Origin of the sequence: Pseudoalteromonas sp. SCQQ13, assembly GCF_015864415.1 — a bacterium.
GTDB classification, from domain to species: Bacteria; Pseudomonadota; Gammaproteobacteria; order Enterobacterales; family Alteromonadaceae; genus Pseudoalteromonas; species Pseudoalteromonas nigrifaciens.
This window is the reverse complement of sequence record NZ_JADYXG010000025.1, coordinates 1-12346: the sequence shown is the minus strand read 5'-3', so window position 1 is coordinate 12346 and position 12346 is coordinate 1. Positions and strand designations below refer to the sequence as shown.

Sequence of the window (12346 nt, the reverse complement as noted above, 5' to 3'; positions counted from 1 at the left end):
GTCATTTTTTCTTTTTTAGAGTCACTAAAATAATACGATTAATAAGGTACCAAATACACCCCACGCCAATAGCGATGGTGTAAGCATACCACTGAGGTGTTTTTTCTTGCGGTTGTAAGAAGTACAAACAGAAAAAACCGCCTAAAAATAGGATAAGTGCTAAAAATGAGTGAGTTATAAACATTTGCTGTTTTTTAATTCGCTGCTCACGTTGAAGCTGTTGAACTTGCTCATTATTTAAGTCGGCAACGTTACTTTCGCAATGCGGACATTGCGCGTGTTTATCTGATATTGATTTGGCACATTTAGGGCAACGGATAATCGCCATACATCTCTCCATACTACGCATAAAAAAAGCGCCTTGCGGCGCCTTTATTGTACTTGTTTTATTTCTCGTTGTCTTTTTTGAATTTGACCCAGTAGTCATCTACCGATTCTTTCATCTCTTTACGCAATAACATAATGCCAATTAAGTTAGGTAGTGTCATTACAACAATAGCCACTGCCGCTAACTTCCATACCAAGGTAGTATCGGCGAACGATGCCCAAAAGAATGCAGCCACATAAAATACGCGATACGGCATTACTGAGCGATGCCCTAATAAGTAAATCATTGCGCGATCTCCATAGTACGACCAAGCAATGGCAGTAGAGAACGCAAACAGCAATAAGCCTATTGATACAATGTACTGGCCACTATCGCCAAAGTAACCACGTTTAAAAGCCTTGGTAGTTAGCTCTGCTGAATGTACCAATGATTTGCCCACTAAACTAATGCTGTCATCTGTTGGCATGCCATCTATTACTTCTACAACACCTGTGTATTTGTGCTTTTCAGTAATACCAAAGCGTACATCCTCTGCAATTGAGCGTGAATGTAGTACCGTAAAACCTGTACTCAATGCCTCACCATTAACCACTTCAATATTGCCGGTAAACGTCTCTATATTACTTTTTTGACCATTAAGGTATTTATAGAGGTCTTCGCGCTGTGTTTGGTTTTCTTCTGTGTAATCGCCTTTAATAATACTCATAGCCGAGCGCTCAAAATGAGTTTGAAATTTTTCATTCCACACCCCCGAGGATAAAATAACCAACCCCGTAAGCGTACAAATAATAATGGTATCGATAAACGGTTCTAGGATAGATACTATACCCTCTGATACTGGCTCATCAGCTTTTGCCGAAGCATGCGCTATAGGCGCAGAACCTTGACCCGCTTCGTTAGAGAATAAACCACGGTTTACACCCCGGTTAAACGCATAAGCAAATGACGCCCCCAAGAAGCCACCTGCGGCAGCAGAGCCAGAAAATGCGTCCATAAATACAGCAGAAAATGAAGGACCGATGTTTTCAGCGTTATAAAAAATAACAGCCAGAGCACCAATAATATAAATAGCCGCCATTAACGGTACTACGCGTGATGTAATTGCTGCAATACGCTTAATGCCGCCTAATATAACCAAGGCAAGTAAAATAGATAACACTGCACCTGTGGCCATAGGCGCAAAACCAAAGGTGGCTTCCATACCTTGTGCAATATTATTAATTTGTGGCAGGCTGCCTGTACCAAACGAGCTAATTACAGTGGCTACGGCAAATAAAATGGCCAGCCATTTCATGTTAAGGCGTTTATCCATGTAATACATTGGGCCGCCAGACATAGTGCCATCTTCAGTTTTTTCACGGTATTTATGCGACAAGGTAACTTCTACAAACTTGGTAGTCATACCAAAAAATGCGGTCATCCACATCCAAAACAACGCCGCAGGCCCACCAATTGATATAGCCAGTGCTACGCCACCAATATTACCTGTGCCTACTGTGCCCGATAGTGCTGTAGCAAGTGCTTGAAAGTGAGTGGTATCCCCTTCTGTATCTTTTTTATCAAACTTACCCGAAACAACTTGGCAAGCATGTTTAAAATACCGTATTTGGGGAAATTTTAAATAAATAGTAAAAAATAAACCAACCCCTAATAACACATAAGGAAACCATACTGCTCCTCCTAACATGCCATCTAGGCTATCTAAAAGTTGTCCGAATGCATCCACGCTAAATTCCTCTTATTATTTTATTTTGAAATTGCTGACTAAACATTCGTTAAGCCACAGTTTATTGTGCCGTTGCGCACTTTTTATTTTTGTAAGTGTTGTAACAAAAAAGGGCAACATTTTAATGTTGCCCTTACCTTATACTAATTTATCTTAATTTATCAACGACATTTACGATAGCCGCCAAAGTATCTTGGCCAAATTGATATGAACGACGATCTGACCAACCGTAATCTGGGTCGGGTAAGTCGTTATTATCTTTAAATGGCATTTCGACTGTATAGGTAAGCGCCTTAAATTCTTCTGCTGTTGCAGATGAACCTACTGTAAGGTTAGCTTGGCCTGGCTCGTCTTTAGGGTAGCCATGCTCGTCTTGAAACTCAGGAGTAATGGTTAACAAAGCAGCTTTAAAGCTATCTTCTAGATCTTTTAAGCGCGCATCATAACTTGGAATGCCTTCACTGCCGGCTACAAAGTTATACGGGATTGCTTCATCCCCATGAATATCAAGGTGCATATCTAGGCCTGTTTCACGCATTTTATTAAGCACTAAATAAACTTCTGGGCTATTTTCCATGCTCGGCGTTTGCCATTCACGGTTTAAGTTAACGCCTTTAGCGTTAGTACGTAAGTGCCCACGAGCACTACCATCTGGGTTCATGTTTGGCACAATATAAAATACTGCTTTTGATAGTAATGCAGCAGCATGCGGGTCTTCGTCATCAAGTAGTTTGTGAAGTATTCCCTCTACAAACCACTGCGCCATTGTTTCACCCGGATGCTGGCGAGCTGTGATCCAAATGTTTTTCTTATCTGCACTTGGCTCACCAATTTTAAGTACGCTCATGTCGCGGCCATCAAGGGTTTCGCCCAATGTTTCTAATTGGCAAATTTGCTGGCTTTGCGCCCACGTAAGTAAATCTAAATGACGCTCATAGCTATATGGTGCAAAATAAGCAAAATAAACACTGCCGCACTCTGGCTCTATTTCAAAGCTTAATGTGCCATTTTCGTAGCTTGAAGGTACACGAAACCACGTTTGACGGTCATACGATGCAACCGCCTGATAATCTACCCAGCCATCTGGATAAGCTGAATTTTCGAGCTTGTTTATATTTAGCTTATGTAATTGGTAAGGGGTTGTTTCTAGGCGAAAATGAAACCACTGATAAAATTCAGACTGGAAATCGTTATTAATCTCTAACTGGATATTTAATGGATCGGTGGCTTCAATAACCTTAATATTACCACTATCGAAATTGCTACTGATTTTCATGACAAAAAACCTATAAGTTGACTAAGTGTCTCTGGACTGCATAAATAGCCAGGATGTAAGTACGCTGCGATTAGCCGTATCTAATGTATAAAGCGTACCATAAGCGCTGCGCTTTAAAAATATTGATAATCAAAAAAGCCAGCAAATGCTGGCTTTTGTATAACGACTAATAAATTAGTGAGGTAAGCTTGGGAATGCCACTTCGGCCATATCGCGCATACAACGTACCACTTGGCAGCTGTAACCAAATTCATTATCGTACCAAACGTAAAGTACAATACGGTTGTCATCAACAATAGTTGCTTGCGAGTCAACCACACCAGCGTAACGACTACCTACTAAATCGGTAGATACGATTTCAGTAGAAGCGGTGTAATCAATTTGGTCGCGCAGGTCTGAGTGAAGTGCGGTATCGCGTAAAAATGCATTTAGCTCTTCTACCGAGGTGCTCTTTTCTAAGTTTAGGTTCAAAATAGCCAGCGACACGTTAGGTGTAGGTACGCGAATTGCGTTACCCGTTAGTTTGCCCTCAAGCTCTGGTAGTGCTTTTGAAACCGCTTTTGCAGCGCCTGTTTCAGTAATTACCATGTTAAGTGCAGCAGCACGGCCACGGCGGTCTGCTTTGTGGTAGTTATCAATTAAGTTTTGGTCATTAGTATACGAGTGAACCGTTTCTACGTGACCATTTTTAATGCCAAACTTATCGTTTAATGCTTTAAGTGTTGGTGTAATGGCATTAGTTGTACAGCTTGCTGCACATACAATTTTGTCTTCAGGTAAAATATCTTTGTTATTTACACCATATACGATGTTTTTGATATTACCTTTAGCAGGAGCCGTTAATAGTACTTTAGCAGCGCCTTTACATTCTAAATGCTGACCAAGGCCTGCTTCATCTTTCCAAATACCTGTGTTATCAACAATAAGTGCATTGTCGATGCCGTAGGCTGTGTAATCTATTTCGCTAGGAGAGTTAGCGTAAATAACCTGGATGTAGCTACCATTAGCTTTAATTGCATTACGTTCTTTATCAACAGTGATAGATCCATTAAATGGACCATGAATTGAATCACGACGTAATAAACTGGCACGTTTTTCAAGGTCGCCATCTTTACCACCACGTACAACAATTGCGCGTAGGCGTAAGTCAGCATAAGGACCTGATTTTTCAATTAGTAGGCGTGCAAGTAAACGGCCAATTCGACCAAAGCCATAAAGCACCACATCGCGTGATTCTTTAGCTGGTAAATCAGCAATTTCAGCGAGCTCATCTTTTACAAACTCTTCAACAGAACGACCGTTTGCAGCATCATTATACAAATAGCTGTAAGCAAGCTTACCAATATCGATACGTGCAGAGTTTAAATCCATTTTGCTAATCGCTTCTAAAAATGGGAAGCTTTCACGTAAACGTAATTTTGTACCTTCAAACTGCGCAACTGATTTGTGAGATTTGATAATTTCAATTGGGCTTGCATTTACAAGTGGGCGGCCATAAACAGCAATTTCGATACCACGACTACGATAAAGCTTACCAATGATTGGTTGCATGCTTTCTGCGTAACCTTGGCGTTCTTGCCAACTATTTGTGTATTCTAACTCGTGAGATGAGGTCATTTTATTTACCTAAGTTAAACATTTTTGAACGGATAGCCCTAGAGCATTTAACCATCAAAAGTTGAAATGATTTCGACCCTGATAAGTCAACGCACTCTAGTGACTTCCCTATTCTAATTTAATCTTGCTTTATTCTCTACTGTTAGAGGCTAAATGATTGCGTTAGAATAACATTATATTAATATATTTAAGGGTTGAGGATGGTTATAAGACTAATAGTAGTGCTTGGAGTACTCACCTTAGCCGGATGTGAAAAGCCACTAAGCTTGGCCCAAGTATGTAAAGAAACGCCCGGTTTTTGCAACGATCTAAATAAAGATAATCATTGTCGGGAGCAGCGTTCTAACACTATTTTGCAGCGTTATATTGAATATAAGCACCCAACTGATGAAAATAAATATCAGCTACTTAAAGAGTTTGAATCATATAATCAGTGTATTACGCTTGCAGCTAAAATTGAGCATATAAAATTAAAAGAAAAAAAGACCTCACGTGTAGAAGGTAAATTAACCAGTATTAAAGAAATGACGCGATTATATCAAGATACTAAAAGTACTAATCACCCAGGCTTACTTTACTATCATTGGTCGCGTAATAACGATCAGCGAGCACTGACTAAATTTTTAGCTTTGGAGCATGATGAAAGGGTGACAACAAGTGCTGAAATGCAACTTTTTTTGGCATCGTATTATATTAAATTTGATGATGATAAAACGATTGATTTGCTCTACAAAACATTAGAACTTAATAAAGCACAGCAAATACCTGATCCCGAGGTGTTTACCTCTTTGGTCAGTTTGTTTTATAAACAACAAAATTATAAACATGCCTATGTTTTTTCTAAAGTTGCGCAGATGTCGGGGATAGAAAACGTTGATATATTTGCTGTAGAGCAGCAATTGGCAAGCAGCAGAAAAAATCTTGATAGTTTAGATTCTTTAGCGCAACAAACTTTTCAGCAAATTCGCGCTGGTAAGTTTGTATCACCTAGGGAGTTTTAAGTAACCTAGGCGTAGTTAAATAAAACATTAATAATAAAAAAGGCAGCTTACGCTGCCTTTTTTATATTACTTTGCTTTACTTGTGCCCACTTCTACTCGGGTTTTAAGTTTTTGCCCAGGTCTAAAGGTCACCACGCGACGCGCCGAAATAGGAATATCTTCCCCTGTTTTCGGATTACGTCCCGGTCTTTCTTTTTTATCACGAAGATCAAAATTACCAAATCCAGAGAGCTTAATCTGCTCGCCTTTTTCAAGCGCTGAGCGGATTTCTTCAAAAAACGCTTCAACTAAATCTTTGGCATCTTTTTTATTGATCCCGAGTTTTTCAAATAGGTGTTCAGCTATGTCGGCTTTAGTAAGCGCCATATCTAGTCCCTCAACGATGCATTAAACTGTTCGGCCAGTGTGGCCACCACGTTATCAACTACTAGATTGATATCTTTCTCTTCGAGTGTTCTATCAACCGATTGCAGTGTTAGAGCAATCGCCAAACTCTTATAATTTGGCTCAATACCTTTGCCCTTATACACATCGAATAAGTTTAGGTCAACTAATTGATTTCCGCCAACTTTTTCTATCGCTGTTAAAATATCGCCAATATTTACGCTCTCTTGCACTAAAATCGCGATGTCGCGGCGATTTGAAGGGAATTTAGACACCCCTGCAACTTGCGGTAAATTTCTTTTTTCGATTGCCGACATTTCAATTTCAAACACGAAAGTAGCATTATTGATATCTAACGACTTTTGCGCTTGAGGGTGTAATGCACCAAAAAAACCAACCTTTTTACCAGCAACATAAATTACCGCTGATTGACCAGGATGCAAACCATCTGACTGCTCTGCTTTAATTTCAAAGCGGCTCATATCATTGGTAATTGCCAGTAGTGCTTCCACGTCACCTTTCACATCGTAAAAATCGACGTTGCGTTTTTCTTCAACCCAATGTTCGCCATGCGCAAGACCGGTAATTACACCGCCAATTACTGGCACTTGGTTAACACCATTTTCGGCATTTTCGTCACTTAAAAATTTAAGGCCGTGTTCAAATAGACGAATACGCGGTTGCTGACGATTTTGGTTATACGCTAGCGACGCCAATAAGCCAGGCATTAAGCTTACTCGCATTGCAGACATTTCAATTGAAATTGGGTGCGGTAATACTAGCGGCTGACTTTCTGGGTGCAAAATAGCTTGCGCTTTAGGGTCGACAAAACTGTACGTAATAGCCTCTTGATAACCACGGGCTACTAGCGTATTACGAAACTTGCTTAGTGCGATAGTCGCTTCGTTATGGGTGGTCATTTTAAGCTTAGCAGTCGGTGCAACATTAGGAATACTGTTGTAACCGTAAACACGCGCCACTTCTTCAATTAAATCTTCTTCAATACGCACATCAAAACGGTAACTAGGTACATCTGCACTCCAGCTGTCGTTTTCAACTTTTACGTTAAAACCTAAGCGAGTTAAAATATCAGTAACTTTTTCATCTTCAATATGATGGCCAATAACACGGTCTAAACGGCTACGACGTAAACGAACCTCAGTCACTTTAGGTAGTTTATCTGCGGCAACGGCTTCAACCACTGGGCCTGCTTCACCGCCTACTATTTCAAGTAGTAACGCTGTTGCACGCTCTATTGCATCATGCTGTAGCGCAAAATCAACACCACGCTCATAACGATGCGATGCATCTGTGTGTAAACCGTAGCTACGTGCTTGCCCAGCTATTGCTACAGGGTTAAAAAATGCGCTTTCAAGTAATATATCAGACGTTTTATTTGTAACACCCGATTGCTCGCCACCAAAAATACCCGCAATGGCTAGTGCTTTATTATGATCGGCTATCACTAATGTAGATTCGTTTAATTTAACGCTATTACCGTCAAGTAAAACTAGCTCTTCACCGGCGTTTGCACTACGTACTTTAATTCCACCTTCAATCGCATTTAAATCAAATGCATGCATTGGATGGCCAAGTTCAAGTAATACATAATTAGTAACATCAACTACTGGGTCGATTGAACGCACACCGCTGCGACGTAGTTTTTCAACCATCCATAACGGCGTTGCTGTATCAAGGTTAATGCCTTTAATCACACGCCCAAGGTAGCGAGGACATGCATCTTCATTAACTAATTCAATCGATACTTTATCGTCAATTGTTGCTGTAACCGCTGGAATTTGTAATACGTTTACGTCAATGCTGTTAAGTACGCCCACTTCGCGCGCTAAGCCTTTTATACCTAAACAATCACCACGGTTTGGTGTTAAATCAACATCAATAATATTATCATCAAGGCCTAGGTATTCACGTAAATCTGTACCTACTGGCGCATCGCTTGGCAATTCCATAATGCCATCGCCTTCTTCGCTAATCCCTAGCTCAACAAAGGCACACAACATGCCATTTGAAGGTTGGCCACGTAACTTGGCTTTTTTAATTTTAAAATCACCAGGAAGCACTGCGCCAACAGTTGCAACCGCAACTTTAATGCCTAAACGACAGTTCGGTGCGCCACATACGATATCAAGTAGTTCATCACCACCGACATTAATTTTGGTAACGCGTAGCTTATCTGCATCAGGATGTTGTCCACATTCAACAACTTCACCTACCAATACACCATTAAATTTTGCTGCTGCAGGTGTTACGCCATCAACTTCTAGGCCAGCCATAGAAAGCTGTTCCGACAGAGCTTGCGTATCAATGGCTGGATTAACCCACTCTCTTAACCACTTTTCACTAAATTTCATATTATTGTTTCACTCTTAACGGAACTGGTTTAGGAATTTTAAGTCATTTTCAAAAAATGCACGTAAATCGTTTACGCCATAACGCAACATAGTTAAGCGCTCTACACCCATGCCAAAAGCAAAGCCGGTGTATTTTTCAGGATCAATGCCCACAGACTTAAGAACGTTAGGGTGTACCATGCCGCAGCCTAATACTTCTAGCCACTTGCCGTCTTTACCCATTACGTCTACTTCTGCTGAAGGTTCTGTAAAAGGGAAAAATGAAGGACGGAAACGAATTTCCATGTCTTCTTCAAAAAAGTTACGCAGGAAGTCGTGTAAAATACCTTTAAGTTCAGTAAAGCTCACATCTGTGTCGACCATTAAGCCTTCAACCTGATGAAACATAGGCGTATGCGTTTGGTCATAATCGTTACGATATACACGTCCAGGAGAAATAATACGCAGCGGCGGTTGCTCAACTTCCATTGTACGTATTTGTACGCCACTCGTTTGCGTGCGCAATACCAGCTTAGGGTTGAAGTAAAAAGTGTCGTGATCAGCACGGGCTGGATGATGCTCAGGAATATTTAACGCATCAAAGTTATGAAAGTCATCTTCAACTTCAGGACCCGATTTAACTGCAAAGCCTAACTCACCAAAAAAGCTTTCTATGCGCTCAATGGTACGTGTAACCGGATGTAGGCCACCAGTAGGCATAACACGCCCAGGTAATGTTACATCGATAGTTTCAGCGGCTAGCTTTTCTTCTAGCGCTTTACTGGCTAACAGCTCGCGTTTATCGTTTATAGCAGCTTGCACATCTTGTTTAGCTTGATTAATAACTTGGCCCGCTTCTTTACGCTCTTCAGGGGCAATTTTGCCTAACGTTTTAAGTAAGCTGGTGATCTCGCCTTTTTTGCCAAGGTAATTAACCCGCATTTCTTCTAACTGCGCGATTTCACTGGCACTGGCTACCGCCTCAAGTGCTTGCGCTAATATATTTTCTAAGTTCATTGGATACCTGATCTTTCACAGAAGGTGATTGCTGTTAAGTAATAACTTATGATAACTGAAAGCAGTGCCTAGATTCTAGACCTACTAGAGCTTTAACGTTGATTTTATAAAAGGAATTGTTAATTTTCGTTGTGCGGCCATAGATGCATGATCTAATTTGTCTAATACGTCGAGTAATGTACGCATATCACGGCTTAAGCGCGTTAATAAAAATCGGGCGCATTCGTCACTTAGCTCTAAGCCACGCATTTTTGTGCGTTTAACTAAAGCTTGTGCTTTATCGTCATCGCTCATTGAACGAATTTGCAGTGTAGTTCCCCATTTTAGCCGCGATTCTAAGTCTGGTAAGCTAATATTTAGCATGTCGGGGAGTAAGTCAGCGGTCACCACTAACATTTTTTTAGGCTCGTTAAAGCGATTAAAAAAATTAAATAAGGCCTTTTCCCACGCATCATCACCCGCTACCAAATGCACATCATCTATGCATAAAACATCAAGGGCTTCTAAGCCTTCTAATACCATAGGGCCAAAATCAATAACTTCTCGCATAGATAACAGCATATTTGATAAGCCGCGCTCTTGCGCTTGAATACACGTAGCGTACAAAAGGTGAGATTTTCCTGAATCGCCCAAACCACATAAATAAGTGTATTGAAAAGATTGCGACAATTTTGAAAAACTGTCTTTTAAATGACTTACTTCTAAAGAGTCCTCACCACCAAAGTACGAGGTAAAGGTTTCGTCATCGGGCAAAGTAACCGGCAATGCCATTTGCATTGGCTCATGAGTTAGCATTACTCACCAATCCATTGATACTCTAAACTGTTTTTATCAACAATATGATAAAAAGCACTTGGATCAACATAATCTCTAAACGCAGCATCAAGCCCTAATGCTTTTTTTAAATCAACCACACTACCCGTATGATTAAGTTTGAACTCAACTAAATCTGGGGTTTTTCGTATAATAGTAGCCTGAGTTACCACACTTAAATTTGATAACCGGCGTTTAGCCAACTCAATATCAACAAAGCTTTGCGTACCTTTTAGAGTTAAAGTTGCCGCTGCTTGCTCGTAATAAGCATTTGGATCAATTGCATATTCATTAGCTAGCCCTTTCGCTAACGTATCTATCATTTGCGCAACAACTTGTTGTTTATCACCCGTTAATCTATTTAATTCAAAAAGATCATCGTTAGTAAATCGCCAATCTAAAACCCAGTTTTCACTATCTGGTTGCTTATACATTCTGGCTGTAATACTGCGCTCAGCACTATAACGCTTAGAGGCCTCTTCTACTGGCTCTGAAAAGTTACCCCATACTTCAGGAATACCTACTAGACGTCTGTCTTGTAAATCAAGTAAAGGCACCACAACCGGTAAACCACGTCGCCCTGCTTTATCGTATATTAACTGTTCTAGTTGTGGGTAGCTTTCTTGAGTAACTAGCTCTCTGCGCCAGTTATCTTCAATACCTAACCATATTGCAATTAATGGCCGTTGCACACCCCATAAGGGTAAACCGAGCTCTTTAATTAATGCATTAATTTTTCGCGCTTCAAATTTAACAACAAGTTTTAAGTTACCGGTTGTACTCTCGTCGTACTCAAACTTGAGCATGTAGTCTGAAATATCTTGAGTTTTTTGTTGCGCTAAGCTGTTTTGATCAGCACTTTCATCACCGCTGACTTTCACTAGAACATTCAGCAATGCTTTACGACTTGCTGCTAAACGCGTGTCTCGAGTTTTATCATCAACTTTTAAAATATCTTGATAAAGATCAGTTACTTCAACCGCTGATGCAGTAAAGCAAAATATAATTGATAAGGCACTTAATAATAATCTATACACAGGCTATTTGTTCTTAGTTTTAAACTGATTTGATCCTAAATCAAAGCAACCCACAAAGCAAAATTATATTTTATTTGTAGGAAAAAGTGCTAGGTGCTAGCAGAGATTGCTGATGGGGTTATTTTTGTCTAACAATTTAATGTTTTTATACTAATCGCATAAAGTTAATGAGTAATTTAATATTAAATAACGAGCTCAATAACAAAGCGATAATTAGAATCGGAGTCTTTAATTAGGCCTGGTAGTGTCTTAATGCCCACAGCAGTGGAGAGTCACAGTGCAAATACACCACACTCATTGACTAGTGACGATGTTTTTATGATTTGAATGTCGGTGCGCTACTTCGTAGCGACAACGCAGTAGAATGTCGTAGTGCCCACAGCGGTAGAAAATCACAGTGCAAATGCACCACATTCATTGGCTAGTGGTGATGTTTTTATGATTTTTTATGATTTGAGTGTCGGGTGTCGCTACGCTCGCCCGACCTACGCGGGAGACTTGTGTACATTACTCACCCACATTTCACTTTTCTGCAGACGTAAAAAAGCCCGAATCGTTAAATTCGGGCTTTCTACAATTTGGAGCCTGGTAATGTCGTGGTGCCCACAGCAGTGGAGAGTCACATAGCAAATGCTACACTATCATCGGTCGTGGTTCGCCTTCGAGCTGTTTCGTTTCACTACTGAGTTCGCATGGGTTTTTGGCTATTTATTAAATTCCAGACGTAAAAAAGCCCGAATCGTTAAATTCGGGCTTTCTACAATTTGGAGCCTGGCAATGTCCTACTTTCACATAG

General features: G+C 40.4%; 10 protein-coding genes. 1 reads left to right on the top strand and 9 read right to left on the bottom strand.

The genetic code is table 11. The annotated features are described in order from the left end of the window. Window position 1: 1 nt before the first annotated feature. The 4 genes from I6F41_RS16165 to I6F41_RS16150 form a co-directional block, all read right to left on the bottom strand. On the bottom strand, window positions 2–328 hold the full coding sequence (locus tag I6F41_RS16165) for a hypothetical protein (protein WP_011328569.1): 327 nt from the start codon (window positions 326–328) through the stop codon (window positions 2–4). A gap of 58 nt (window positions 329–386) precedes the next feature. Next, entirely contained in the window at window positions 387–2054 is a 1668-nt protein-coding gene (locus tag I6F41_RS16160; RefSeq protein WP_011328570.1) for an alanine/glycine:cation symporter family protein, read from the bottom strand. A 148-nt stretch (window positions 2055–2202) separates the two neighbouring features. Next, a complete protein-coding gene (locus tag I6F41_RS16155; protein ID WP_011328571.1) occupies window positions 2203–3330 on the bottom strand; it encodes a M14 family metallopeptidase in 1128 nt (375 codons plus the stop codon). A gap of 174 nt (window positions 3331–3504) precedes the next feature. After that, the gene (locus I6F41_RS16150) at window positions 3505–4947 is read right to left on the bottom strand and encodes a glyceraldehyde-3-phosphate dehydrogenase (RefSeq protein ID WP_011328572.1); all 1443 of its coding nucleotides are present in this window, start codon (window positions 4945–4947) and stop codon (window positions 3505–3507) included. Window positions 4948–5147: 200 nt separating this feature from the next. Here I6F41_RS16150 and I6F41_RS16145 point away from each other — a divergent pair, with 200 nt between their 5' ends. Then, window positions 5148–5948, top strand: a complete 801-nt coding sequence (locus I6F41_RS16145; RefSeq protein ID WP_089368513.1) for a DUF2989 domain-containing protein — start codon at window positions 5148–5150, stop codon at window positions 5946–5948. A gap of 66 nt (window positions 5949–6014) precedes the next feature. Here the strand turns inward: I6F41_RS16145 and ihfA are convergent, their stop codons facing one another. From ihfA to I6F41_RS16120, 5 genes are all read right to left on the bottom strand, one after another. After that, window positions 6015–6314, bottom strand: coding sequence for an integration host factor subunit alpha (gene ihfA, locus I6F41_RS16140; RefSeq protein WP_011328574.1), 300 nt, complete (start codon window positions 6312–6314; stop codon window positions 6015–6017). Window positions 6315–6316: 2 nt separating this feature from the next. Next, window positions 6317–8704: a phenylalanine--tRNA ligase subunit beta gene (pheT, locus tag I6F41_RS16135; protein ID WP_086994471.1), complete on the bottom strand. Its 2388-nt coding sequence runs from the start codon at window positions 8702–8704 to the stop codon at window positions 6317–6319. Window positions 8705–8719: 15 nt separating this feature from the next. Next, window positions 8720–9700 (bottom strand): phenylalanine--tRNA ligase subunit alpha, encoded by a 981-nt coding sequence (gene pheS, locus I6F41_RS16130; RefSeq protein ID WP_011328576.1) that lies wholly within the window; start codon window positions 9698–9700, stop codon window positions 8720–8722. Between the two features lie 84 nt (window positions 9701–9784). Then, entirely contained in the window at window positions 9785–10495 is a 711-nt protein-coding gene (gene hda, locus I6F41_RS16125; protein WP_172459224.1) for a DnaA regulatory inactivator Hda, read from the bottom strand. After that, window positions 10495–11550 carry a DUF2066 domain-containing protein gene (locus I6F41_RS16120; RefSeq protein ID WP_011328578.1) on the bottom strand — a complete coding sequence of 352 codons (1056 nt, stop codon included), beginning with the start codon at window positions 11548–11550 and terminating at the stop codon, window positions 10495–10497. The genes hda and I6F41_RS16120 overlap by 1 nt, the downstream gene beginning before the upstream one ends. Between the last annotated feature and the right edge of the window lie 796 nt (window positions 11551–12346).

What these genes read in the sequence shown, in the direction of transcription:
- ihfA (WP_011328574.1), bottom strand. Translation starts at nt 6,314, where the DNA reads ATGGCGCTTACTAAAGCCGACATAGCTGAACACCTATTTGAAAAACTC.
- I6F41_RS16155 (WP_011328571.1), bottom strand. Translation starts at nt 3,330, where the DNA reads ATGAAAATCAGTAGCAATTTCGATAGTGGTAATATTAAGGTTATTGAA.
- pheT (WP_086994471.1), bottom strand. Translation starts at nt 8,704, where the DNA reads ATGAAATTTAGTGAAAAGTGGTTAAGAGAGTGGGTTAATCCAGCCATT.
- pheS (WP_011328576.1), bottom strand. Translation starts at nt 9,700, where the DNA reads ATGAACTTAGAAAATATATTAGCGCAAGCACTTGAGGCGGTAGCCAGT.
- I6F41_RS16165 (WP_011328569.1), bottom strand. Translation starts at nt 328, where the DNA reads ATGGCGATTATCCGTTGCCCTAAATGTGCCAAATCAATATCAGATAAA.
- I6F41_RS16145 (WP_089368513.1), top strand. Translation starts at nt 5,148, where the DNA reads ATGGTTATAAGACTAATAGTAGTGCTTGGAGTACTCACCTTAGCCGGA.
- I6F41_RS16150 (WP_011328572.1), bottom strand. Translation starts at nt 4,947, where the DNA reads ATGACCTCATCTCACGAGTTAGAATACACAAATAGTTGGCAAGAACGC.
- hda (WP_172459224.1), bottom strand. Translation starts at nt 10,495, where the DNA reads ATGCTAACTCATGAGCCAATGCAAATGGCATTGCCGGTTACTTTGCCC.